Source organism: Buttiauxella sp. JUb87 (genome assembly GCF_004361975.1).
Lineage (GTDB): Bacteria > Pseudomonadota > Gammaproteobacteria > Enterobacterales > Enterobacteriaceae > Buttiauxella > Buttiauxella ferragutiae.
Genome location: NZ_SNVY01000001.1, coordinates 1,569,812 through 1,595,215 on the forward strand (window position 1 = coordinate 1,569,812; position 25,404 = coordinate 1,595,215).

Sequence of the window (25,404 nt, forward strand, 5' to 3'; positions counted from 1 at the left end):
ACCAGATGAGAAGTGCCTTGGGATTATCGATCTTCGTCACAGATTAGCTTGAGCGTTTCAGCCCGTATTGCACAGTGGCTTAAAACTAATCAGGCAGAGGGTTTGCCGCGACGATTTGCGCTGAATAAATTTAGAGTAAGGAAAATTTATGCTCCATCCGCGAGCCAGAACCATGCTGGTTCTTTCTGTCCCAGCGTTAATCATTGGGGTTTGTTCCAGTCTGGTATTGATTGTAGTGATGAAAGTCGCTGCGGTTTTGCAAAAATACCTGTGGGTTACCCTGCCCGCCAATTTCGACCTCAATATGAACTCCCCGATGTGGATTCTTTTGATGCTGACCGTCACCGGCATCGCGGTTGGGTTGGTGGTGCGCTATATGCCAGGCCACGCGGGGCCCGATCCGGCAACAGAGCCGTTGATTGGCTCGCCGGTACCGGTGATGGTGCTACCAGGTCTGATTATTGCGCTGCTGCTGGGGCTTGCCGGTGGGGTTAGCCTCGGGCCGGAACACCCTATTATGTCGGTGAATATTGCGTTGGCGGTGGCGATTGGTGCGCGTTTATTGCCTAAAGTCGCCGCGCTCGACTGGACTATTCTCGCCGCAGCAGGAACCATCGGTGCGCTATTTGGTACGCCAGTTGCGGCAGCGTTAGTGTTTTCGCAAACGCTGAACAGCAGCAACGATGTACCGTTGTGGGACCGGCTTTTCGCCCCGCTGATGGCCGCCGCTGCCGGAGCCATGACCACCGATTTGTTCTTCCAGCCTGATTTCTCGATACCGGTGCTGCAATATACGGAATTGCGCGTGGTGGATATCTTCAGTGGAGCCGTGGTAGCGACTATCGCGATTGCATTGGGGATGGTCGCCGTCTGGTGTTTGCCGCGTGCGCATCGCATGATTCACCAGCTCAAACACCCGGTGTTTATTCTTGGCACCGGCGGTTTTCTGTTAGGGGTATTAGGGCTGATTGGTGGCGAAGTCACACTGTTCAAGGGGCTGGATGAAATGCGCCAGCTGACCGCCGGGAGTTTTTCCGTGGCAACCCTGTTCATGTTTGTGGTGGTAAAACTGGCCGCGCTGGTGGTTGCCTCAGCCTGCGGATTCCGTGGCGGACGGATTTTCCCGGTGGTGTTTGTCGGGGTTGCGCTGGGGATGATGCTCCATCAGCATGTCGAAGCGGTTCCGGCAGCAATTACCCTGTCATGTGCCGTCCTTGGCCTGGTGTTGGTGGTCACGCGTGACGGCTGGCTTAGCCTGTTTATGGCAATGGCAATCGTACCAGATATCAAGTTGCTGCCGCTGCTGTGCATCGTGATGTTACCCGCCTGGCTGCTGCTGGCGGGTAAACCGGTGATGATGGCCGAGAAACCGAAAGTGTAGCTCTGCGTTACCTGTTTTGTCGGATGACGCTATCGCTTATCAGACCTACGAAGAGGCCAGTCATCAGTCTCGTGCGGCATTGCGTTTTGCCAGCGATGTTGTGATGGCATGCAACAATTCGGGTATATCCTGTTTCGGCAGGACGACTTCCACAAGCGTAAGTCGTTCTGCTTTTGCCACCTTCTGCATCACTTCTTCTAACTGCATCGGTTCTGTTACTCGCCAGCATTGCGCCGGATTGTGAACATTCATCGCTTGCGGGATTTGCGTCCAGTTCCATGGCGCAATGTCGTTATAGCGCTGCTCCGCGCCATGTATCGCCCGCTCAACCGTGTAACCATCATTATTAAGCAAGAAGATCACTGGCCGCTGCTGGTCACGCAGCATCGACCCCATTTCCTGAATAGTCAGTTGTGCCGAACCGTCCCCTACCAGCAATATCACTCGCCGATTTGGGCAGGCAGTTTGTGCGCCAAATGCAGCCGGGAGGGTAAAACCAATCGAGCCCCAGAGCGGCTGAGCGATAAAGGTCACACCTGCAGGCAAGGTCAGCGTCGCGGCACCAAAAGCGGCGGTTCCCTGGTCGGCCAGCACAATGTCCCCCGCTTGCAGGAAGTTTTGCATTAATTGCCAGAAGGCGTGCTGGTCCAGCGTTCCGTTGGTGGTGGAGGGTAACGCAGGCGGCTTTTGTTGTGGCACCGGCCAACCGGAAACCTGGTGTTTACACAGCTGATGCAGCACCTCAACGGCTTGCGCCATCGCAATGCCACTGAACCAACGGTCACCAATGCGTGTGGCGTGTGGCTGAATGTCGATAGTTTGTTGTTCGGTGAGGTGTTGCGTGAACCCGGCGGTGAGCGTGTCGGTGAATTTGACGCCGGCGCAGATGACCAGCTCAGCGCGTTCAATAGCGTGCTTCACTTTTTCATCGCTGGCCGAGGCGCTGTAGGTTCCGACAAACCCTTGCTGGCCTTCATCAAATAACCCTTTGCCCATCAGCATGGTGGCATGAGGCATCGGGGTGTCGTCCATCCATTGCTGGAGCGCTTTTTGTTGCCCAAAGCGCAGCGCCAGGAAATCAGCCAATAACGCCACACTTCGGCTTTCTGCGAGGCGTTCCTGGGCACAGGCGCGGAATTCGGCCAGCAATGCCGGATCGCAGCCTGATTGCACAGCGAACAGAGGTTGAGTCGGGCGAATGGCTGGAGCCTGGGAGACATCGCTGGGGAGCAACAAATAACCCGGACGGCGTTGCGTGAGGGCTTGTTGTAAAACACGGTCAATTTCGTAACAGGCGTTTTCCGGTGTGAGCGAAGCCTGAGCCACCGTCACCTCCTGCGCCATTCTGGCAAAATGGCAGAAATCGCCGTCACCTAATGTGTGGTGCAGCAATTCGCCGCGCCGTTGTGCCCCAAGGCAGGGCGCGCCCACCACATGGATAACCGGTAAGTATTCGGCGTAACTTCCGGCGATGCCATTTATTGCGCTTAATTCACCCACGCCAAAGGTGGTGAGTAACGCGGCGGCACCATTACAACGCGCATAACCATCAGCGGCGTAAGCGGCGTTCAGTTCGTTGGCACATCCGACCCAGGCTAGAGTCGGGTTTTCAATCACGCTATCCAAAAACTGTAGGTTGTAGTCACCTGGGACTCCAAATAAATGGTTGATCCCGGCTTCGGTGAATCGGTCGAGAATATAGTCCGCTACACGGTAAGTCATGACGCATTCCTTCTCAGAGGGCTTACAGTGAGTATTGGGCATATGTGATCGCTGTCGAGAATCCACGCGAATAAGGCCATGGAAAGAAGGATTTACACTTAACTGCGGTGTAGTCTGATAGCCAGAAACTTTGTGAAAACGTATACACTAAATTGGGTATTTTTACTGACGAAGGAACCAACATGGTCTATCAGGCAAATTCTGCACGTTATGAATCAATGGAATATCGTCGTTGTGGACGCAGCGGTTTAAAACTCCCGGCGATTTCGCTGGGCCTGTGGCACAACTTTGGCGACACCACGCTTCTGGCTAACAGCCGCCAGTTATTACACCGTGCTTTTGATTGCGGTATTACCCATCTGGACTTGGCGAATAACTACGGGCCGCCTCCAGGTTCGGCAGAAGAAAACTTTGGCCGCATCCTGCGTGAAGATTTCCTTCCATATCGTGACGAACTGATTATTTCGTCAAAAGCGGGATACACCATGTGGGATGGGCCTTACGGTGACTGGGGTTCTCGTAAGTATCTGATTTCAAGCCTTGATCAGAGCCTGAAGCGCATGGGGCTTGAGTATGTCGATATCTTCTATCATCACCGTCCGGACCCGGAAACCCCGCTTGAAGAGACGATGCGCGCGCTGGATAGCATAGTGCGCCAGGGCAAAGCGCTGTATGTCGGCATTTCAAACTATCCGGCAGAACTGGCTGCTCAAGCCATTGATATTTTGAATGATCTGGGTACACCATGCCTGATCCACCAGCCTCGTTATTCGATGTTTGAGCGTTGGGTTGAAGGCGGTTTGCTGGATGTGCTGCAAGAGAAAGGCGTCGGCAGTATCGCGTTTTCGCCTCTCGCAGGCGGCCAGTTGACCGATCGTTATTTGGACGGCATCCCTGCCGATTCCCGCGCAGCCAGTGACAGCAAGTTCCTTAATGCTGAGCAACTCACCGAGGTAAAACTGGAAAAAGTGCGTAAATTGAATGCGATAGCACAACGTCGTGGGCAGAAGCTTTCGCAGATGGCGCTGGCGTGGGTACTGCGTGGTGACGCAGTGACATCGGTTCTGATTGGTGCAAGTAAGACCAGCCAAATTGATGATGCGGTGGGGATGTTAGCAAATCGTCATTTCAGCGCCGCAGAGCTTGCCGAGATCGAAGAAATTTTAGTGTAACCGTTAACATTGAATGGTCAATTGTTAAACTAAATTAGCAAAAAGTGCTCTACCCTGCGAATTAGGAGTTGTGGCGATGAAACACTTAGTTACCACAACTTACTATACGGATAACAAGCCGCCCTGGCGGTTACCGTGTATGAGGAGAGAGTATGTTCAGGTCACTGATTCTTGCGATTGCATTACTGGCATCTGTACCGATGATGGCGAATGCGGGCGAAATCACCCTGCTGCCGTCGGTGAAGCTTCAAATTGGCGATCAGGATTATCGCGGTAATTACTGGGATGGTGGCGGCTGGAGGGACCGCGATTACTGGCATCGTAACTATGAATGGCGCGATCGCGGTTGGCACCGTCATGACAATGGTTACCATCGTGGCTGGTATAAAGACCGTGGCCGTAGCAGCTTTGAGAAGGGCTACCGCGCGGGCTGGAATGACCGGGACGACCATCGCGGCCCAGGACGTGGTGGCCGTGGACATGGTCACGGCGGCGGTCATCGCCACTAATACTTAACGGTGGGGGGATTATCACCCCCACCGTTTTCACTGTTACAGCCCCAACACCGTCCCAATCAGCAGCCACAAATTCAACGCAACCACTATCGCCACAATCACCCACCCCGTTGTTTTCACGACGCGTGTATTGACTAAATCGCCCATCAGTTTGTCATTGCTGGTAAAAATCAGCAGTGGAACCAGTGCCAGGGCAATCCCGAAACTGAGTAATACCTGGCTCATCACCAGGATGCGAGTGGGATCAAGCCCCATCAGAATCACAATGAATGACGGTGCCATGGTCACGGAGCGGCGAACCCATAGCGGGATATAAAAACGCACGAAGCCCTGCATCACCACTTGCCCGGCTAACGTCCCCACCACAGTAGACGACAAGCCCGCAGCAACTAAGCTTAAACCAAAGATGGTAGCCGCCGAGTGACTGAGCAACGGTTGCAGTGTGAGATAAGCTTCGTCGAGGTCAGCAACACCGGTATGGCCCGTGAAGTGAAATGCCGCGGCGGCGGTGGCCATCATCGCCAGGTTAACAAATCCGGCGATGGTCATTGCTATCGCCACATCCCATTTGGTCGCTGAATAGCGTTCAGCCCGATTGCCACCATGTAAATGTTGGGTGAGCGACGAGTGCAGATAGATAACGTGCGGCATGATGGTGGCGCCAAGCACACCCGCCGCCAGAAATACCGCTTCGCTGTTTGGCAGGCTCGGGATCAACATACCCTTGCCCAGATCCACCAGTTTAGGCTGTGAGAAAATGAGTTCGACAATGTAAGCGGCTGCGACAAATAGCAATAACCCGCCAATCACTTTTTCGAGTGGTTTTTGGCCGCGCCGTTGCAGCATCAAGATTAAGAACGTGGCAATACCTGTCAGCACCGCGCCCTGCAATAAAGAAACACCGAGGATTAATTTAAAACCAATCGCCGCACCAATGAATTCGGCGAGATCTGTCGCCATGGCAATAATTTCGGCTTGTACCCAGTAAAGCCAGACGACCGGGCGCGGATAATGGTCGCGAATCTGTTCGGCAAGATTTTTACCGGTCGCGATGCCGAGTTTTGCAGACAAGATTTGGATGAGCATCGCCATCAGGTTGGCCCAGACCACCACCCACAGCAATTTATAGCCAAAGCTGGCCCCCGCCTGGATGTTGGTGGCAAAGTTACCAGGGTCGATATAACCAATGGCAGCAATAAAAGCCGGCCCCATCAACGCCAGGCGTAATCTGCGCGCTGTGCGAGTACCACTATTTTCAACGCGAGTATTAGTCATCATCTGCCTCTGAGATATAGCCTTTGCTATGTTTCAAGCTAGCAAAAGTGAGAATGATTATCAAATTCATTTAAGGGACAAAAACTGATTTCTTCTATAGTTTGAAACAATGAGGGATTTTTAGGCGCCGATTAACGAACCACAATGAAGACAACAACTATTATGAAGATATGTGCATTGACGCAACTTTTACCTTCTTTACTTAACATAGCAGAAATGTATGGTTGATCACTAATTTTGAGATTGGTCACATGTCATTACTATAGTGTGCGATTGCTCTCGTTTTCTTATTGCTTGTTACATAGAATGTGCAACGAAATTAAACCTGCCTCATAATATTTGGAGCAAATATGTCCCGCGTTCTGCATTTTGTTTTAGCGCTTGCCGTGGTTGCGTTGCTTGCTTTGTTGCTCAGCAGCAATCGTAAGCAGATCCGTATTCGCTTTATCGTTCAATTGTTAGTGATCGAACTCATTCTCGCCTGGTTCTTCCTGAACTCAGAAGTGGGCCTGGGCTTCGTGAGAGGCTTCTCAGAAATGTTTGAGAAACTCCTGTCGTTCGCTAATGAAGGGACAAACTTTGTATTCGGTAAGATGAATGACGAAGGACTCGCCTTCTTCTTCCTGAAAGTACTTTGCCCAATCGTCTTTATCTCTGCGCTGATTGGTATTTTGCAACACATTCGCGTGCTGCCAATTGTTATCCGCTTTATCGGTACCCTTCTGTCTAAAGTGAATGGTATGGGTAAACTGGAATCCTTTAACGCCGTAAGCTCACTGATTTTGGGACAGTCAGAGAACTTTATCGCCTATAAGGATATTCTCGGTAAGATGTCCCGCAACCGCATGTACACTATGTCCGCTACGGCCATGTCTACTGTGTCCATGTCGATTGTCGGCGCTTATATGACGATGCTCGAACCTAAATATGTGGTCGCAGCGCTGGTATTGAACATGTTCAGTACCTTCATCGTGTTATCTCTTATCAACCCATACCGTGTTGAAGAGAGCGAAGAAAACCTGCAGATGTCTAATCTGCACGAAGGTCAAAGTTTCTTCGAAATGCTCGGTGAATATATCCTGGCAGGTTTTAAAGTTGCGATTATCGTTGCCGCAATGCTGATTGGCTTTATCGCTTTGATCTCTGCATTGAACGCACTGTTTGCAGCTATCTTCGGTATCTCCTTCCAGGGCATTCTGGGTTACATCTTCTATCCAATAGCCTGGGTGATGGGTGTTCCTTCACATGAAGCCCTGCAGGTTGGCAGTATCATGGCAACCAAACTGGTATCGAACGAATTCGTTGCGATGCTGGATCTGCAAAAACTGGCGGGTACGCTCTCCCCACGTGCGGAAGGTATCCTGTCTGTGTTCCTGGTGTCGTTTGCTAACTTCTCTTCTATCGGGATTATCGCTGGTGCGATTAAAGGCCTGAACGAAGAACAAGGTAATGTGGTTTCTCGCTTCGGCTTGAAATTGGTTTATGGCGCAACGCTTGTGAGCATTCTGTCTGCTTCTATTGCAGGCCTGTTCTTGTAATCCTGACGCTACAAACAAAAACCGAGGCTTACGCCTCGGTTTTTTTATGCCTGAAATTTATCTTCACCCAACCAACACACCTGATTTCTTCCGCGTGCTTTGGCCCTGTACATACGCATATCCGCAAGGGATTGGATCTGCTCAAGCATGTATTCAGGATGCTCGCGATACGACGCGACACCCAGCGATGCGGTAACAGGTAACTGCGAGCCATCTTCAAGAATCAGCGCCGATGACTCAAGCTCCCATTTGATACGTGTCGCCACCTTGATCCCGGTTTTAAGGTCAGAGTTTGGCAGGTAAATACAAAACTCCTCACCGCCTATACGCCCCAAAATATCCTGTTTACGTATGGCACGCTGGATACGCCCAGTGGCGTGGATCAACACATTGTCACCGACCTGGTGCCCATACATATCGTTTACTTTTTTGAAGTGATCGAGATCCAATAGAACAAGGGTGTAATCGACATAATTAGGGCTGACTTGCGATGTTTTCTCGAAGAAACCACGCCGGTTAAGTACTCCGGTCAAATCATCGTGAAGCGCATGATGCTGCATTTCACGTTGTAAATTGCCCATATTGCCCACCAGGCGGCAAATAATGCGATGTGCTCCTAAAAGAGAAAGCACAAAAATCAAAAACATCGTGACGAGAAGTAGACTGAATCGCCCAAAATCTTCGTGCAGCCCCTGGCTCAGGGTTTGGGTGCTCACCAGAACCGAGTGTGTCCCTCTCAGTTTACCAAAAGTGATAAATACCGACCCGGAACGGAAAGTGCCGCGCGGTTTATCAATCAACATCTTGAGAATGGTTTTCTTCTGCTCCACGTTCAGCTGTACGTTGTTTTCCGCACCCACCGCTTTTGTCAGCGGTTTTAACTGCTCATCATATAATCGGTAGGCACTTTGCGTCCCTTCAGGTAATGAAGAGGCAAGAAATTTCTGTACTGACTGATTATCAAATGCAATTCCCAACAACCCGACCCATTCACCACCAAAATCGACTGGTATCGCCGCGTTAATCACTGTCTCATCGCTGTTAGCGATGTTTTGCCGCGTCCAGAACGGTGCGCGCCGGGGATTCAAAAGCGGTGAAGCCAATACGAAACTACCCTGCTTTTCGTGCGGGTTATAACTATTGATCAGTTGCTCGTTAACCTCTTGCGATAAAGAGGCGATAAATTCACCTTCACGCGAGATATAGTACAAATCGGCAAGCAGTTCATGTTCCCCGGTTGCCAGCGGGAAAAGCCCCTGTATTTTACGCAACCCATTGAGTTGATTACGCACTTCCTGTGATTCTTTGCCCTGAAAAGCTTCATCTTCAGTGACAGTATCAGGCAGGGGTAACTCGCCAATCCATAGTGGCCTTTGAATCGCATTCTCATTGACTTCCCAGGGAGCCACCGGGCTACCAGGAAAAATCGGATCATCCATCGCTTCAATAAAAATTCGTTTTAAATAGCGAAGATTATCAACCTTGTATTGTGCTCTGCTTTCAAGCCGCGCAATCACGCTTTCCAGGTGGCTTAACTGCCCGGTGCGATAACCCTGGCTAAACAACTGGCCTTGCTGCCAGAACAGTATGGCGGTCAGGACAAAAACAAAAATAAAGCACAGATGAATAACACGCAGTGTGTTGGCCAACGGTAAACGGAATCTATTCGCTCTGGAAGTGCTCACAATAAAGTCCTGTGATCAGATGCTCGCAACATACTGCTACCTTAAAAAGTATGGACTGTATTAAGAGGCTCTGGTTTGCCAATCAGATAACCTTGTAAAAACTCTACGCCAAGGCTAAGCAAAAGGTTGCGCTGTTCTTCTGTTTCAACAAACTCGGCAACGACACTGAGCTGCTTCGCTTGTGCCATGTCACATATTGATTTAACAATCAGCGGATCAAGCGAGTCCGATGTGATGTCTTTAATGAAACACCCATCAATCTTGATAATGTCCGCATGAAGCCGTTTGAGTCTTTCGTAATTGGCATAGCCTGTGCCAAAGTCATCAATGGCAATTTTAAAGCCGCTTTCACGCAGCAGCGTGATGTTCTGCATTGAGATTTCTGATTCTGAAAATGCCTGTTCCTCAGTAACTTCAATAATTACACTGCAGGTTGGCACCTGATATTCAGCAAACAAGGAAACAATGTCCTGGGCGATATCTTTTTGCATTAACGTCAACGGCATAAGATTGACAGAAAAACGCGGTTGTTGGCTTTCAACAGCATGTTGCTGCAGGAAACTCACCAGTTTCTTCATGATTAGCATGTCGAAGCGGGTACTGAGGTTAAATTCAGTGATCACAGGAATAAACTTATCCGGCGTAATAACTTCGCCATCTAATATTAAACGACTGAGTATTTCGTGATAGCCCTTCCCCTGCACGTTCATAACGGGTTGGGCATACAGCACAAAAGATTGTTCATCATTCAAAGCATGTTTAATTTTTTGCAGAAGTAAAACGCGATCTGTCGTCTGGCCTGAAACATCTTCAATTCGGGTATTCAGACTTAGCACACGCCTGCTGGCACAAGCCTGTTCAGACAGATAACTTAATTGCCCTAATGTATGGTGTAATTCAACAAGGTCATTATCGATAGCGCTATAAGATGCACTGTACTCAATGTCCAGCATAGTGTTATGCCATTTTATTTGTTTACTATTGAGTGTATCGACCATATTGCCGAGTCGTGCAGCAGCATCCTGAGTATGTAAAAATATTAATAATTCACTGCCAGGTAATTGAAATACCTGTTCACCTTGATGTAGCAAAGGGGTTAATTGGCTGGTGATAATACGTTTACAGTCAATACGCATCATCATGCCATAATGGCGACTTAAAAATTCCAGATTAGACATACGCAAGCAACACAACGTCCCTTTTGGATAACATTGCACATGATGTTCCAGCGCACGAATATTCGGTAACTGAGTTAAGGGGTCAGTCAGGGCTTGCGAACGATAAATATGCTTCATCCACTCATTTTTCTTGAACATCGACGTCATATACACCATACAGACGCTAAATGAGATAAATACCGAGAGAATAAAGGACAGAGCAAATTCAGTATTTACCCCATACAGGAAACCATCGTTATAGGTCAGCAATAACCATGCAGAAATCGCCCACATTAGCCCCATGATACGCGGGCCGAAATGGCGGATTCCGAGAGCAAATAGCACGAAGATGACCGGTACCAGATAGCCAGAAACCTGCAGAACCCCCCAGGAGGAACACAAAACCCCCAGCAGGGTTATTAAGCAAAAGACCCAAGTCAAGGAGTAACAACGGCGCGGCCCAACAAAATCACGCACCACACAACGGAGCCAGAATGCGCGCGCATAATAAGGATTCAGGATCATCCTTAATGGGTAATAGAATAAAGGGGTAAAAATAAGCGATGCGGCAACCAGGCTTTGGAAATCGACCACCATGAAAATAAGTGAGTTATCACCGAAATACGCTGCAACCCGAGCAGGAAAATGAATATATATTCCGGAAATATACATCAATATTTTAATAAAGAATGGGACAACAAAACCAAGCCAAAATATCCTGATGCCAATACCTTTATCTGCTAAACCATGACGCCAGCGTGCACCGAGATAATAACGAGCCATCATGCAACAAACTGATATTGCAGAGACCAGACAAAGGACAAATACCACCACCGCAAACCAGGATATTTTCAAACAGAATGAATATGCGACGATTGAAGCTATTATTAACGGAATAATACCTAACCGCCCATAGATAAGCACCATGGCGATCATGAAACTTATTGGAAGGTATGCGAGATAAATCTGCTTAGATTCAACAACTGTAGCGGGTGAGATGTAGCGAGAAAGAGGAACAAGCAGAAGGCTTAAAACCAGTGCTGTGACGGATTTTTTTATCATTTTTCGGAAAGTCATAAGCTCTGGAGTGAGTATTCTGCATTGTTTGGCAGCGTTATTCGGTGATGAATAATACGTTTATTTATTGCGCAGATCAAGTTTGCGAAATACCACATCTCTTTAATTTACTTCATCTTTTACACATCCCAACAAAGAGAAATAGTTTGATATATTCACTAGGTGAATAGATGTGTAATAAATGTCGCTGGTGTGCGGTGATTTTGAGTTTTTTTGTTATTAAAACGAAAAAACCCCCGCCATCAGGCGAGGGTTTTATATTTTGGTGGAGCTAAGCGGGATCGAACCGCTGACCTCTTGCATGCCATGCAAGCGCTCTCCCAGCTGAGCTATAGCCCCACGAAGGGTCTTATTGTGTAAACGGTTCAAATCTTGCTGGTTAAGATTTGGTGGAGCTAAGCGGGATCGAACCGCTGACCTCTTGCATGCCATGCAAGCGCTCTCCCAGCTGAGCTATAGCCCCATACCGTGAACACCGTGTCGTATCGACGGGCGGCATCATATGAAACCCATTCAACAGTGTCAACGGCAAATTCTTGTTCTGCGGTTGATCGTCGAAAAAGCAAACAATGTGAACAAAGCTAATTGCATATCATGATGCTGTAGTTAATCCTGTCACAGTTTCCAGTAAAATGATCCTCTAAAATGAACCACTAATAACCCCTTTGGACTTAAGGAAAAACTGTGCTCAAGGAACGTATGACCCCAGAAGAGCTGGCGATAATTACCGGTTACAGTCGTCAAACAATCAACAAATGGGTACGTAAAGAATGTTGGCTCACCACGCAAAAACCCGGTGTTCAAGGTGGTAAAGCTCGGCTGATTCATGTTGACGAACGTGTACGCGATTTTATTAATAGTGCAAAACGTGTTTCTGAGAAACACAGCAACTACCATGTTAATGACACTTCCCTGGAAGGCCTTCTGCTTAATTCGATGAAACAGATGTCGATAGTTGAGCAAGAAAAGTTGTCTGCACTGCTTCTTCGGGAAGGAATTGCGGGAGTTTTAAAACGTTTAAGTATTCGTGATGAATAAGACGAGTATTAAAAAGCCGGCATAAGCCGGCTTGTTAGCAAGTACTCTTTATTACCGTACGCGTTACTGTTGTGCTTCGCGCTGTGCAATAAATTCCAGCGCCTGGTTGATACGCGCAATAGAACGTTGTTTACCAATTGCATGGACGGTGACATCCAGACCAGGTGACTGCCCTGCTCCAGTAACCGCTACGCGCAGTGGCATGCCAACTTTGCCCATACCCACTTCCAGTTCATCAGCTGTTGCCTGAATTGCGTTATGCACGTTTTCTGCTGTCCAGTCAGTTAACGCTGCCAGTTTGTCACGCACCACTTCCAGTGGCTGACGCGCAACCGGACGCAGGTGTTTCTTCGCAGCATCCGCATCAAACTCACTGAAGTCTTCGTAGAAGTAGCGGCAAGTTTCAGCCATCTCTTTCAGAGTTTTGCAGCGATCGCCAAGCAGTTTCACCAGTTCAGCCAATTGCGGGCCATTACGGGTATCAATATTTTGCTGCTCGATATGCCATTGCAGATGCGTGGCAACATATTCAGGTGCCAAATGGTTAATGTAGTGGTGGTTCAACCACTGCAATTTTTCCGTGTTAAATGCGCTGGCAGATTTGCTGACTGAATCAAGGGTGAACAGCTTGATCATCTCTTCACGCGTGAAGATCTCTTGATCGCCGTGTGACCAACCCAAGCGCACCAGGTAGTTCAGCAAAGCTTCAGGCAGATAACCATCATCACGATATTGCATGACGCTTACGGCACCGTGGCGTTTAGAAAGCTTTTTACCGTCATCGCCATTAATCATAGATACGTGCGCATATACCGGAACAGGTGCATTCAACGCTTTCAGGATGTTGATCTGGCGAGGTGTGTTGTTGATATGGTCTTCACCACGAACAACGTGGGTGATTTCCATATCCCAGTCATCGACTACCACACAGAAGTTATAAGTTGGGGAACCGTCGGTACGGCGAATGATCAGATCGTCTAGTTCCTGGTTGCTGAATTCGATTGGGCCACGGATCTGGTCGTCGAAAATCACAGAACCGTCTTGCGGGTTGGCAAAACGCACCACACAAGGTTCGTCTGCCGCGTGATGTTCATGACCGTGACGGCAGCGGCCGTCGTAACGCGGCTTGTCGCCATTCGCCATTTGTTCTTCGCGCAGCGCTTCAAGGCGTTCTTTAGAGCAGTAACATTTATACGCTGTGCCCGCTTCCAGCATTTCATCGATAACCGCGTTGTAGCGATCAAAACGTTTGGTCTGGTAGTACGGGCCTTCGTCCCACTCAAGGCTCAACCAATTCATGCCATCCATAATAGCTTCGATAGCTTCTGGGGTTGAACGCTCAAGATCAGTGTCTTCTATACGCAGCACAAACTCGCCGCCGTGGTTACGAGCAAAAAGCCATGAGTAAAGAGCAGTACGAGCGCCACCAACGTGCAAATAGCCTGTTGGGCTTGGCGCGAAGCGAGTTTTGATTTTCATTAAACGGCCTTAATTACGCAAAAGTGCCGGGAAACCGGCAAATGCCAGGGAATATTTAGTCGAAAACATTCTACCACTGTGTGCTGATTCCTCAATGTCGATACCTTGTGTTCTCAGCAATCCTTATATTCTGGTGATAAATCAATCACCAATGGATATTTGGCGATCGCATTGTTTATTTTTACGACGAACAAACAAAATCTTTAGAAAAGGCGTTGACTCATTTTCAACTCTCCCTATAATGCGACTCCACACAGCGGGGGTGATTAGCTCAGTTGGTAGAGCACCTCCTTTACACGGAGGGGGTCGGCGGTTCGAGCCCGTCATCACCCACCATTCATTAGTGAGTGATACCGCAGTGTGTAGTCATTAAGAAGTACAGTAAGAGATAAGATTTGGGTGATTAGCTCAGTTGGTAGAGCACCTCCTTTACACGGAGGGGGTCGGCGGTTCGAGCCCGTCATCACCCACCATTATCTACTCTTGCGATAGCAGTACCGAAGTTTGGGTGATTAGCTCAGTTGGTAGAGCACCTCCTTTACACGGAGGGGGTCGGCGGTTCGAGCCCGTCATCACCCACCATTCGGGGCGTTAGCTCAGTTGGTAGAGCAGTTGACTTTTAATCAATTGGTCGCAGGTTCGAATCCTGCACGCCCCACCAATGTAGAAAGGCGCCCTAAAGGCGCCTTTTTGCTATGCGCGATTCGGGCGGGATTTGAACCTGCTGCAGGTTCGACAAAATCGTCGGGAACGATTTTGCATCACCGCTTGCGGTGACCCGAAGGGCGAGTCTCAGGATGAGACGAGTGATATCCTGCACGCCCCACCAAATTCAGACAAAAGCGCCTTCAGGGCGCTTTTGTTGTTTCTAAGGCAGGTTCAAGCTGAGTGCTGCGAAACAACATTGCCGCTTACGCTAATTTCCCCCTACAAAACCTCATTATTATCAAATAGCGGATCGCCCTGGCGCGCTGCAGTTAACTGCTGGGCCTGTTGACGGACAACCTGCCAAATCGCCTCCGCTGCACGCGATAGCGAGCGATTTTTGCGCCGTACCAGCATTAATTTCCGCTCCACCACCGGGACAAGTGGCCGCACAACCAATGGCCGGCCTTGCGGTAATGGCAATGCAAGTGCGGGAAGTACACTAATGCCGATTCCAGCTTCAACCATAGGATACAGTGTCGCCGGATGACCTATCTGCTGCACAATATTTGCCTCAATGCCCTGGCGCATTAATGCATCATCGATCAATGGTCGACTGCCCGATGCATAATCCTGCAAAACCAGATTTGTACCTTGTAGCTCCTGCCATGGAACCTGTTTGCAGGCAGCAAATGGATGGTCATTACGGCACAGTAATAAAAAAGGCTCAGATAGCACAGCCTCACAATCCAGATCGCTTGCCTGAATGGGGTCGATAACCATGCCAAAATCCACTTCCCCCTGGCGAATACTTTGCAGCACCCACTGCTGCGGACGGTCATGTAGCACGAAGCGAATAGCAGGATATTTCAGTGCCGCCGCCGCAATAGATTGTGGCATCAAATGAGCGGAAATAGTCTGGCTTGCCGCAACTCGCACGGTACCGCTTAGTTGATGGCCGACACTGCGCGTGTCCAGCAATGTACTGGTCAACTCTTCCAGCAACCGCTCAAGCCGTGCTGCCAGTTGTTGGCCCGCATCCGTCAGCACAACTTCGCGCGTGGTGCGATCCAACAGTTTTACGCCTATTTCATTTTCCAACTCTTTCACGCTGTGGCTGACTGCCGATTGGCTCAGGCCAATTTGCTCCCCTGCCCGGCTAAAACTTCCAGCATGAGCCACGGCAACGAAGACTTTTAACTGACGCAGAGAGTAATTCATCTGTTTTTTTCATTAATGTATTCAATAAATCAATTTTATTTCTAAAAACGATAAAAGCACAATGGCGCGATAACAGTTTGAGGAATGATGATGAAACTCTTTCGCGTGCTCGACCCTTTTACTATGACGTTGATTGTTACCGTACTGCTGGCGTCTTTCTTCCCGGCTCAAGGTAGTTTTGTGGGCTTTTTTGAAGGGCTAACAACTGCGGCTATTGCATTGCTATTTTTTATGCACGGCGCAAAGCTTTCGCGTGAGGCAATTATCGCGGGTAGCAGCCACTGGCGGCTGCACTTGTGGGTGATGTGCAGCACCTTTGTACTCTTCCCGGTATTGGGTGTTTTGTTTGCCTGGTGGGCACCAGTTAATGTCAGTCCGGAAATTTACACCGGCTTTTTGTACCTTTGCATTCTGCCTGCCACCGTGCAATCTGCCATTGCCTTCACTTCACTTGCCGGAGGGAATGTTGCTGCTGCCGTATGCGCCGCTTCCGCTTCAAGCCTGCTCGGTATTTTCCTCTCGCCATTGTTAGTTGGCATGGTGATGCACGTCCACGGCGCAAGCGGTAGCCTGCAACAAGTCGGCAGTATTATGTTGCAGCTGCTGGTGCCATTTGTCGCCGGGCATTTATCGCGCCCGTGGATTGGTGATTGGGTTGCGCGCCATAAAAAATGGATAGGTAAGACTGACCAGACATCAATTCTTCTGGTTATCTACACGGCGTTTAGCGAGGCGGTCAGACATGGAATTTGGCACAAAGTCGGTTTAGGTTCACTACTGTTTATCGTTGTTGTGAGCCTGATATTGCTGGCCATTGTTATCAGTATCAATATGTTCGTCGCCAGACGTCTGGGTTTTAGTAAGGCGGACGAAATTACTATCGTGTTCTGCGGTTCAAAAAAGAGTCTGGCGAATGGTATTCCGATGGCAAATATCTTATTCCCGGTCGCTACCGTGGGGATGATGGTGCTGCCACTGATGATCTTCCACCAGTTGCAGCTGATGATTTGTGCTGTTCTGGCAAGGCGTTACCAGAAAGAGACTCAAGTGGCGGCCAAAGCCGCCACCGACAATGCTTAATTAATGCCGTTTGAGGGGCTTGACCATCCCCTCCAACCCTTCAGTTTTAATCAGCAATGTGAGCCTCATCAACTCACCCAGATGACCTTGCGGGAACTCATCTTTGCGAGCAAACCACAGCAGATATTCTTCCGGTACATCGATCAACACGCGACCTTTGTACTTGCCGAACGGCATCACAGTATTGGCTATCTCAATAAGCTGTTCTTTATCCATTTCATTCACCCAATAAGCGAATCATTTCAGCTTCATCAATCACCTCAATACCCAGTTCCTGAGCTTTAGCAAGCTTAGAACCCGCCGCTTCGCCCGCGATCACCAGATCCGTTTTCTTCGACACACTACCTGCCACTTTTGCACCTAACGCCACCAAACGTGCTTTCGCATCGTCACGCGACATGATGTTCAGCGAGCCAGTCAGCACCACCGTTTTACCGGCGAAAGGACTGTCAATTTCTTCAGCTTTGATAACCACGGGAGCTGGCCAGTGAACGCCCGCTTCTTCCGTCAACTGGCGGATCACTTCACGGTTGCTCTCTTCGGCAAAGAAGTTAAACGTATGAGTAGCCACCACAATGCCGACGTCAGGAACTTTTTGTAACTCCTCGATGCTCGCAGCAGACAGCGCATCAAGCGTACCAAAGTGAGCGGCTAAACTAGCAGCTGTCGCTTCGCCGACTTCACGAATACCGAGTGCATATAAGAAACGCGCAAAGGTGGTTTCTTTGGCTTTAACCAACGCATCAACCACGTTTTGCGCAGACTTCGGCCCCATGCGGTCGAGCCCGGTAAGTTTACCCGGCGTCAAAGTAAATAGATCGGCTGGGGTGTGAACGTATTCTTTCTCCACCAGTTGATCGATGATCTTGTCGCCCATCCCGTCAACATCCAGCGCACGGCGCGAGACAAAATGCTTAAGCGCTTCTTTACGCTGCGCACCACAAATCAGGCCTCCGGTGCAACGAGCTACCGCTTCGCCTTCCACACGTTCAACGTCTGACCCACAAACCGGGCAATGAGTCGGGAAAACTATCTCTGCGGTGTTCTCCGGGCGCTCAGATTCCACCACACCAACAACCTGTGGGATAACATCGCCAGCACGACGGATGACCACGCGATCACCGATTCTTAAGCCCAGGCGCTCAATTTCATCCGCATTATGCAGTGTGGCATTACTGACCAACACCCCCGCGACCTGAACAGGTTCAAGACGTGCAACCGGGGTAATAGCGCCAGTACGCCCAACCTGGAATTCAACGTCACGAACAAAGGTCATCTGTTCCTGAGCCGGGAATTTAAACGCCACTGCCCAGCGTGGTGCACGAGCAACAAAGCCGAGTGTTTCTTGCAACGCAAGCGAATCTACTTTGATGACTACACCGTCAATATCAAAGCCGAGTGTTGGGCGGTCGGCCTCAACCTGGTGATAAAACGCCAGTACTTCTTCTGGTGTGTTGCACAGACGAATGCGGTCGCTAACTGGCAGGCCCCACTCTTTGAACTGCTGCAAACGTGCATGATGACTGGCTGGCAATTCACCACCTTCAAGCAAGCCGACGCCATAACAGAAGAAGGTTAATGGGCGTTTTGCCGTAATGCGAGGATCGAGCTGGCGCAATGATCCGGCCGCCGCATTGCGAGGGTTGGCAAAAATTTTTCCGCCCGTACGGCGCGCTTCTTCGTTAATTTTCTCAAAGCCCGCCTGTGGCAGGAACACTTCACCACGTACTTCCAGGCGGCGAGGAAGATTTGTGCCGCGCAATTTGAGTGGAATAGCACGAATGGTACGCACGTTGGCGGTGATATTTTCACCCGTCGTACCGTCGCCACGCGTGGCAGCACGAGTCAATACACCGTCTTCATAGAGCAGGCTTACCGCCAGGCCATCCAGTTTCAGTTCACAGCAAAAAGTCACGGCTTCGGTGCTTTTTAAGCGGTCCTGGACACGCTTGTTAAATGCCAGGTAACTCGCTTCATCAAAGGCGTTATCGAGCGACAACATCGGCACTTCATGGCGAACTTGGGTAAATTCGCTTAAAGGTGCAGCCCCTACGCGCTGTGTCGGTGAATCGGGGGTAATGAGCTCAGGATGCGCTTCTTCAAGTGAGCGCAATTCCCCCATCAGGCGGTCGTATTCCGCATCAGGGATTTCTGGGTTATCAAGCACATGATAAAGGTATTCATGATGGCGAAGCGTGGTTCGCAGTTGAGTAATTTGTTGTTCGATTGTGTCCATATCGCACCATCAATATAAAAAACCCCCGACATGCGGGGGTTTAGGGATAAACATGTTCAGGATGGGTATCAGTGGGTTGCGTTTGCTTCAACCACTTCGCGGATACGATCCTGATATTCACGCATTTTTTGCGGCGTCATCATGCGACGTTGATCATCAAGCACAACACCACCGACTTCATCAGCAATATGCTGAGCAGACTGAAGCATCAGCTTAAAGTTCTGCGCCGGGTCGCCATAAGATGGTACCTGCATGAAGATTGTCACGCCAGGCGTTGCAAAATTCGTCATGCTTTCTGGGTCAAACGAACCTGGTTTAACCATATTAGCAAGGCTGAACAGAACCGGGCCGCTACCATCAGGACTCAGATGACGGTGGAAAATATTCATTTCGCCAAAAATAAAGCCCGCCTGCTGAATACTGTTTAACAGCACATCACCGTTAATCATACTGCCCGCATGAGCCGAGACATTAAGCACAATCACCGTTTCTTTACGACGTTCCGGTGGTTCTGGTGTCGGAGCCGGTTGAGCAACAGCCGGTTCAACCGCAGGTTCTACGTGCTGAACTGTTGGCTGTTGAATCGGAGCTTGCGGTGCCACTGGCGGTACAACAGGCTGTTGTAGCGCCGGTTGTGGGGCTTGATGGACCGCCGGCTGCACATGCTGTTGAGGTGCTGGCTGGTGATTAGTCGGTGCGACTGGCACTTCCTGACGCGGCATGACCGGTTCAGGCTGACGCACAGGCGAACTCTGACGTGGTTCAGCAGAAGCGTAAGGTGGCTCGTATTGGTGTTGAGGTGCTTGCGGCTGACGAGGCATTTCTGGCTCGCGAGTCACTGTTTCTGGCGCAGGAGTTACCCGACGCACACGCACCTCACCTACTCCATCATCTTGCTCATCGTCAGCCTCGTCGCCATCCGGCTCGTATTCGTCACGCTTAGACTTCATGCGCTTCAATGGACGATCACGAAAAACGGATGAACGTTCCTTACGACTCGTCCACAGACCGTGAACCAGTAAGGCTATTATGGCGATCGCGCCAACAATGATTAATATCAGACGCAAATCCTGCATCATTATATTCTCTGTTGTTCTAACACCTTGCCACCGCGGCAAACATTTACTCACTAAGAGTATTTGCCCATCTGCTCAAGTGCAAGTCCGCACAGAGTTTTCTCAGCATAAAGATGGACTGAAATCGACTTTTTGCTGTTTTTTCGACCATTTCCTAATAAGTTTTTCTGCTGACACTCAGTTATGATGGATATGCATGTCAAAGCAAAGCCCAAAAAGGAGTTCGTTCAGATTATGGTTTCACCATCAGGAAGCGTGCCACGCAGTGGCGTTTATTATTTTTCGCAGGGCTGGAAGTTGGTCCGTGAGCCTGGAATCAAACGTTTCGTGCTCATGCCGCTATTGGTCAATATTTTACTGATGGGTGGCGCATTCTGGTGGCTATTTTCACGCCTGGATGTGTGGGTTCCAACCCTACTTTCATACGTTCCAGACTGGTTGCAGTGGTTAAGCTATTTGATTTGGCCAGTGGCAGTGGTCTCTATCCTGTTGGTATTTGGTTATTTCTTCTCGACCATTGCGAACGTGATTGCCGCACCATTCAACGGATTGCTGGCAGAGCAACTTGAAGCGCGTCTGACAGGGAGCACCCCGCCAGATACCGGCGTGTTGGGCATCATGAAAGATGTCCCACGGATTATGAAACGCGAATGGCAGAAGCTGTCCTGGTATTTACCGCGTGCTTTGGTGCTGCTGGTGCTCTACTTCATACCGGGCATCGGCCAAACTGTTGCACCCGTTTTATGGTTCTTATTTAGCGCCTGGATGCTAGCTATCCAGTATTGCGACTATCCGTTTGATAACCATAAAGTGCCATTCAAGGAGATGCGCATTTCGTTGCGTGAGAAGAAAGGTATTAACATGCAGTTTGGTTCGCTGATCAGTCTGTTCACACTGATTCCTTTCCTGAACCTGGTCATCATGCCGGTTGCGGTCTGCGGCGCGACCGCGATGTGGGTTGATTGTTATCGCCCAAAACACGCCATGTGGAAGTAGTTTTTTCTGGAGCGGTTTCTACCGCTCCTTATTCCTTGTTATTCCTTCTTGCTACAGCTTATTACCCTTCTACATATAGATATACGATTTCTTTACTTCCGCATAACTTCTAAGCAGGTATGCTGAAGAGGTTTCCCAAATTTCATACAGTTAAAGGACAGGCTATGAGCAAGATCTATGAAGACAACTCTCTGACAATCGGTCATACGCCGCTGGTTCGCCTGAACCGTATCGGTAATGGACGCATCCTGGCAAAGGTAGAGTCCCGCAACCCGAGCTTTAGCGTCAAATGCCGTATCGGAGCCAATATGATTTGGGATGCCGAGAAACGCGGTGTACTCAAGCCGGGAGTCGAGTTAGTTGAGCCTACCAGTGGTAACACAGGTATCGCCCTGGCTTACGTTGCTGCAGCGCGTGGCTACAAGTTAACGCTAACCATGCCTGAAACCATGAGTATTGAACGTCGTAAACTGTTGAAAGCACTTGGCGCTAATCTGGTACTAACTGAAGGCGCGAAAGGCATGAAAGGTGCAATTCAGAAAGCTGAAGAAATCGTTGCCAGCGATCCAGAAAAATTCCTGTTGTTGCAGCAGTTCAGTAACCCGGCCAACCCAGAAATCCACGAAAAAACCACAGGCCCAGAAATCTGGGAAGATACTGACGGTGAAGTCGATGTCTTCATTGCCGGCGTCGGTACTGGCGGTACGCTGACCGGCGTGAGCCGCTATATCAAAAACACCAAAGGCAAAACGGATCTGATAAGCGTGGCCGTTGAGCCAACGGATTCTCCAGTCATTGCTCAGGCGTTAGCAGGTGAAGAAATCAAACCTGGGCCGCACAAAATTCAGGGTATTGGTGCAGGCTTCATTCCTGGCAACCTCGACCTCAAACTGATCGACAAAGTTATCGCCATCACTAACGACGAAGCTATTTCTACTGCGCGCCGTCTGATGGAAGAAGAAGGCATACTTGCTGGGATTTCATCCGGTGCGGCAGTGGCTGCAGCATTAAAACTTCAGGAAGATGAAGCATTTACCAATAAAAATATTGTGGTTATACTGCCATCCTCCGGGGAGCGTTATCTGAGTACCGCCCTGTTTGCCGATCTTTTCACTGAAAAAGAACTGCAACAGTGATGCCAACCAGGTAGGTTTGAGTAAAAAAGCACCCAAATGGGTGCTTTTTTGTGGCATCCGTCAAACTTTTAGCTACCCTGGCATTGCGTCACCCTTTCAGGTCTGGTATCTATCCAGCAAATTATTTTGATGCGCGAAATTAATCGAAGTGTGAGATACGTCTGCTGAATCGATTTATCGATTTGGTGCAAAATCACATTTCACGGCATAATGATTAATGACGAGCGAGCCGCGAAGCGCATGGTAAATGTCAGAGCACATTTCGTGGTTCCCGAAAGCATCCTGTGTCGCGTAAAGTCTTCAGTTAACGTCGACGCTAACTATACAGGCTAAAGTTTTGCCACCAGGCTAGACTTTAGTTCCACAACACAAAACCTATAAGTTGGGGAAATACAATGTTCCAGCAAGAAGTTACCATTACCGCTCCAAACGGTCTGCATACCCGCCCTGCTGCTCAGTTTGTTAAAGAAGCTAAAGGCTTCACTTCTGAGATCACTGTGACCTCCAACGGCAAAAGCGCAAGCGCCAAAAGCCTGTTCAAACTGCAAACTCTGGGCCTGACTCAAGGGACTGTAGTGACCATCTCCGCTGAAGGTGAAGATGATCAGAAAGCAGTTGAGCATCTGGTAAAACTGATGGCTGAACTCGAGTAAGTTCTGGGTTCTTCGTAAATATCAGTCACAAGTAAGGTAGGGTTATGATTTCAGGCATTTTAGCATCCCCGGGTATCGCTTTCGGCAAGGCACTTTTGCTGAAGGAAGATGAAATTGTCATCGACCGGAAGAAAATTTCTGCCGACAAAGTTGCGCAGGAAGTTGAACGTTTCTTAAGCGGGCGCGCGAAAGCGTCAGCACAGCTGGAAACGATCAAAATTAAAGCTGGCGAGACCTTCGGTGAAGAAAAGGAAGCTATCTTCGAAGGGCACATTATGTTGCTGGAAGACGAAGAGCTTGAGCAGGAAATCATAGCCCTCATCAAAGATAAATTAGTGACAGCTGATGCAGCGGCTCACGAAATTATCGAAGGCCAGGCGGTCGCGCTGGAAGAGCTAGACGATGAATACCTGAAAGAACGTGCGGCTGACGTACGCGATATCGGTAAGCGTCTACTGCGCAATATCCTCGGTCTGGCAATTATCGACCTTAGCTCTATTCAGGATGAAGTTATCCTGGTGGCTAAAGATTTGACTCCGTCTGAAACTGCACAGCTGAACCTGCAAAAGGTGCTGGGTTTCATCACCGATATCGGCGGCCGTACTTCCCATACCTCCATCATGGCGCGTTCTCTTGAACTGCCAGCGATCGTCGGTACCGGTAGCGTGACCAGCCAGGTGAAGAACGGCGATTACCTGATCCTCGATGCTGTTAACAATAAAGTTTACGTTAACCCAACCAACGACGAGATCGAAGCCCTGCGCGCTGTACAGCAGCAAGAAGCTTCTGAGAAAGCTGAACTGGCAAAACTGAAAGACCTGCCAGCAATCACTCTCGATGGTCATCAGGTAGAAGTATGCGCAAACATCGGTACTGTTCGTGATGTCGACGGTGCTGAGCGCAATGGTGCAGAAGGTGTAGGTCTGTATCGTACAGAATTCCTGTTCATGGACCGTGATTCACTGCCAACTGAAGATGAGCAGTTCGCGGCGTACAAAGCTGTTGCTGAAGCCTGTGGCTCGCAAGCAGTTATCGTACGTACCATGGATATCGGTGGCGACAAAGAGCTGCCGTACATGAACTTCCCGAAAGAAGAAAACCCGTTCCTGGGCTGGCGTGCTGTGCGTATCGCAATGGATCGTAAAGAGATCCTGCATGACCAGGTACGCGCTATCCTGCGTGCTTCCGCTTTCGGTAAATTGCGCATCATGTTCCCAATGATTATCTCTGTTGAAGAAGTGCGTGCACTGAAAGCTGAGATTGAAATCATGAAGGCGCAGCTGCGTGAAGAAGGCAAAGCGTTTGACGAAACTATTGAAGTCGGTGTGATGGTTGAGACTCCGGCTGCGGCCACGATTGCTCGCCATCTGGCAAAAGAAGTCGACTTCTTTAGTATCGGTACCAATGATTTAACTCAGTACACCCTGGCAGTTGACCGTGGTAATGATATGATTTCACATCTTTACCAGCCAATGTCACCGTCCGTACTGACTCTGATTAAGCAAGTTATTGATGCTTCTCATGCAGAAGGTAAATGGACCGGTATGTGTGGTGAGCTTGCAGGCGACGAACGTGCTACACTTCTGTTGCTGGGTATGGGTCTGGACGAATTTAGTATGAGTGCCATTTCTATCCCGCGCATTAAGAAGATTATTCGTAACACGAACTTCGAAGATGCGAAGGTGTTAGCAGAGCAAGCTCTTGCTCAACCGACAACGGACGAGTTAATGATGCTGGTTAACAAGTTCATTGAAGAAAAAACAATCTGCTAATCCACCGGATGCGGCCCAATTTACTGCTTAGGAGAAGATCATGGGTTTGTTTGATAAACTGAAATCTCTGGTTTCTGATGATAAAAAAGACACCGGAACCATTGAGATTGTTGCCCCACTTTCTGGCGAAATCGTCAATATTGAAGATGTTCCAGATGTGGTGTTCGCCGAGAAGATCGTTGGTGATGGCATTGCAATTAAACCGACTGGCAACAAAATGGTTGCTCCGGTTGACGGCACCATCGGTAAAATCTTCGAAACTAACCATGCTTTCTCTATCGAATCCGATAGCGGCATTGAGCTGTTCGTTCACTTCGGTATCGATACTGTTGAACTGAAAGGCGAAGGCTTCAAGCGTATCGCAGAAGAAGGCCAGCGTGTTAAGAAAGGCGACGTAGTTATCGAGTTCGATTTGGCCCTGCTGGAAGAGAAAGCGAAGTCTACCCTGACTCCAGTTGTTATCTCCAACATGGACGAAATCAAAGAGCTGATCAAACTGACTGGTAGCGTGACTGTGGGCGAAACCCCGGTAATCCGCATCAAGAAGTAA

20 protein-coding genes, 6 tRNA genes and 1 other RNA gene are annotated in these 25,404 nt (G+C 49.3%); 16 read left to right on the forward strand and 11 right to left on the reverse strand.

The features are described from left to right. The first annotated feature begins 148 nt into the window (after positions 1–148). The gene (locus EC843_RS07415; protein ID WP_121815138.1) at positions 149–1,381 is read left to right on the forward strand and encodes an ion channel protein; all 1,233 of its coding nucleotides are present in this window, start codon (positions 149–151) and stop codon (positions 1,379–1,381) included. Between the two features lie 63 nt (positions 1,382–1,444). Here the strand turns inward: EC843_RS07415 and EC843_RS07420 are convergent, their stop codons facing one another. Continuing rightward, positions 1,445–3,103, reverse strand: coding sequence for a thiamine pyrophosphate-binding protein (locus EC843_RS07420; protein ID WP_133521992.1), 1,659 nt, complete (start codon positions 3,101–3,103; stop codon positions 1,445–1,447). Positions 3,104–3,285: 182 nt separating this feature from the next. Here EC843_RS07420 and mgrA point away from each other — a divergent pair, with 182 nt between their 5' ends. Both mgrA and EC843_RS07430 read left to right on the forward strand, forming a co-directional pair. Next, positions 3,286–4,275 carry an L-glyceraldehyde 3-phosphate reductase gene (gene mgrA / locus EC843_RS07425; RefSeq protein WP_064544620.1) on the forward strand — a complete coding sequence of 330 codons (990 nt, stop codon included), beginning with the start codon at positions 3,286–3,288 and terminating at the stop codon, positions 4,273–4,275. Between the two features lie 152 nt (positions 4,276–4,427). After that, positions 4,428–4,784: a DUF2502 domain-containing protein gene (locus tag EC843_RS07430; RefSeq protein WP_064544618.1), complete on the forward strand. Its 357-nt coding sequence runs from the start codon at positions 4,428–4,430 to the stop codon at positions 4,782–4,784. A 42-nt stretch (positions 4,785–4,826) separates the two neighbouring features. On the opposite strand, the gene EC843_RS07435 is transcribed toward EC843_RS07430, so the two are convergent. Next, a complete protein-coding gene (locus EC843_RS07435; RefSeq protein ID WP_121815136.1) occupies positions 4,827–6,065 on the reverse strand; it encodes an Nramp family divalent metal transporter in 1,239 nt (412 codons plus the stop codon). A 350-nt stretch (positions 6,066–6,415) separates the two neighbouring features. Here EC843_RS07435 and EC843_RS07440 point away from each other — a divergent pair, with 350 nt between their 5' ends. After that, entirely contained in the window at positions 6,416–7,603 is a 1,188-nt protein-coding gene (locus EC843_RS07440; RefSeq protein WP_064544614.1) for a NupC/NupG family nucleoside CNT transporter, read from the forward strand. A 44-nt stretch (positions 7,604–7,647) separates the two neighbouring features. On the opposite strand, the gene EC843_RS07445 is transcribed toward EC843_RS07440, so the two are convergent. The 4 genes from EC843_RS07445 to EC843_RS07460 all read right to left on the reverse strand — a co-directional run bounded on the left by EC843_RS07445 (position 7,648) and on the right by EC843_RS07460 (position 11,985). Further along, complete coding sequence (locus tag EC843_RS07445; RefSeq protein ID WP_133521993.1) at positions 7,648–9,288, reverse strand: diguanylate cyclase; 1,641 nt, start codon at positions 9,286–9,288, stop codon at positions 7,648–7,650. Between the two features lie 41 nt (positions 9,289–9,329). Continuing rightward, entirely contained in the window at positions 9,330–11,522 is a 2,193-nt protein-coding gene (locus tag EC843_RS07450; protein WP_133521994.1) for an EAL domain-containing protein, read from the reverse strand. A 263-nt stretch (positions 11,523–11,785) separates the two neighbouring features. Then, a tRNA-Ala gene (locus tag EC843_RS07455) sits at positions 11,786–11,861 on the reverse strand. A 48-nt stretch (positions 11,862–11,909) separates the two neighbouring features. Next, positions 11,910–11,985 (reverse strand) — tRNA-Ala (locus EC843_RS07460). Between the two features lie 221 nt (positions 11,986–12,206). Between EC843_RS07460 and EC843_RS07465 the strand changes: the two genes are divergently transcribed. Continuing rightward, complete coding sequence (locus tag EC843_RS07465) at positions 12,207–12,560, forward strand: YfeC-like transcriptional regulator (RefSeq protein ID WP_064544608.1); 354 nt, start codon at positions 12,207–12,209, stop codon at positions 12,558–12,560. A gap of 63 nt (positions 12,561–12,623) precedes the next feature. Here EC843_RS07465 and gltX read toward each other — a convergent pair whose 3' ends face one another. Next, the gene (gltX, locus tag EC843_RS07470; protein ID WP_064544606.1) at positions 12,624–14,039 is read right to left on the reverse strand and encodes a glutamate--tRNA ligase; all 1,416 of its coding nucleotides are present in this window, start codon (positions 14,037–14,039) and stop codon (positions 12,624–12,626) included. A 260-nt stretch (positions 14,040–14,299) separates the two neighbouring features. Between gltX and EC843_RS07475 the strand changes: the two genes are divergently transcribed. The 5 genes from EC843_RS07475 to EC843_RS07495 all read left to right on the forward strand — a co-directional run bounded on the left by EC843_RS07475 (position 14,300) and on the right by EC843_RS07495 (position 14,868). Then, positions 14,300–14,375: transfer RNA gene (locus EC843_RS07475), tRNA-Val, on the forward strand. 61 nt (positions 14,376–14,436) lie between these two features. Beyond that, a tRNA-Val gene (locus EC843_RS07480) sits at positions 14,437–14,512 on the forward strand. A gap of 33 nt (positions 14,513–14,545) precedes the next feature. Continuing rightward, positions 14,546–14,621: transfer RNA gene (locus tag EC843_RS07485), tRNA-Val, on the forward strand. Between the two features lie 3 nt (positions 14,622–14,624). Then, positions 14,625–14,700, forward strand: a tRNA-Lys gene (locus EC843_RS07490). Between the two features lie 31 nt (positions 14,701–14,731). Continuing rightward, a non-coding RNA gene (locus EC843_RS07495) (RtT sRNA) lies at positions 14,732–14,868 on the forward strand. Positions 14,869–14,966: 98 nt separating this feature from the next. Here the strand turns inward: EC843_RS07495 and EC843_RS07500 are convergent. Beyond that, complete coding sequence (locus EC843_RS07500; protein WP_121815133.1) at positions 14,967–15,905, reverse strand: LysR family transcriptional regulator; 939 nt, start codon at positions 15,903–15,905, stop codon at positions 14,967–14,969. A gap of 90 nt (positions 15,906–15,995) precedes the next feature. Here EC843_RS07500 and EC843_RS07505 point away from each other — a divergent pair, with 90 nt between their 5' ends. Further along, complete coding sequence (locus EC843_RS07505; protein WP_064544596.1) at positions 15,996–16,985, forward strand: bile acid:sodium symporter family protein; 990 nt, start codon at positions 15,996–15,998, stop codon at positions 16,983–16,985. Here the strand turns inward: EC843_RS07505 and EC843_RS07510 are convergent, their stop codons facing one another. The 3 genes from EC843_RS07510 to zipA all read right to left on the reverse strand — a co-directional run bounded on the left by EC843_RS07510 (position 16,986) and on the right by zipA (position 20,300). Then, a complete protein-coding gene (locus EC843_RS07510; RefSeq protein WP_133521995.1) occupies positions 16,986–17,201 on the reverse strand; it encodes a DUF3820 family protein in 216 nt (71 codons plus the stop codon). A 1-nt stretch (position 17,202) separates the two neighbouring features. Then, positions 17,203–19,221 (reverse strand): NAD-dependent DNA ligase LigA, encoded by a 2,019-nt coding sequence (gene ligA / locus EC843_RS07515; protein WP_064544594.1) that lies wholly within the window; start codon positions 19,219–19,221, stop codon positions 17,203–17,205. Positions 19,222–19,289: 68 nt separating this feature from the next. Continuing rightward, a complete protein-coding gene (gene zipA, locus EC843_RS07520) occupies positions 19,290–20,300 on the reverse strand; it encodes a cell division protein ZipA (RefSeq protein WP_064544592.1) in 1,011 nt (336 codons plus the stop codon). 231 nt (positions 20,301–20,531) lie between these two features. On the opposite strand from zipA, the gene cysZ reads away from it, so the two are divergent. The 5 genes from cysZ (at position 20,532) to crr (ending at position 25,404) form a co-directional block, all read left to right on the forward strand. Then, positions 20,532–21,293, forward strand: a complete 762-nt coding sequence (gene cysZ / locus EC843_RS07525; protein ID WP_064544590.1) for a sulfate transporter CysZ — start codon at positions 20,532–20,534, stop codon at positions 21,291–21,293. Positions 21,294–21,457: 164 nt separating this feature from the next. Continuing rightward, complete coding sequence (gene cysK, locus EC843_RS07530) at positions 21,458–22,429, forward strand: cysteine synthase A (RefSeq protein WP_064544589.1); 972 nt, start codon at positions 21,458–21,460, stop codon at positions 22,427–22,429. 395 nt (positions 22,430–22,824) lie between these two features. After that, entirely contained in the window at positions 22,825–23,082 is a 258-nt protein-coding gene (ptsH, locus tag EC843_RS07540; RefSeq protein ID WP_034459025.1) for a phosphocarrier protein Hpr, read from the forward strand. Positions 23,083–23,126: 44 nt separating this feature from the next. After that, positions 23,127–24,854, forward strand: a complete 1,728-nt coding sequence (gene ptsI / locus EC843_RS07545; RefSeq protein WP_064544588.1) for a phosphoenolpyruvate-protein phosphotransferase PtsI — start codon at positions 23,127–23,129, stop codon at positions 24,852–24,854. A 40-nt stretch (positions 24,855–24,894) separates the two neighbouring features. Further along, entirely contained in the window at positions 24,895–25,404 is a 510-nt protein-coding gene (gene crr, locus EC843_RS07550) for a PTS glucose transporter subunit IIA (protein WP_034459029.1), read from the forward strand.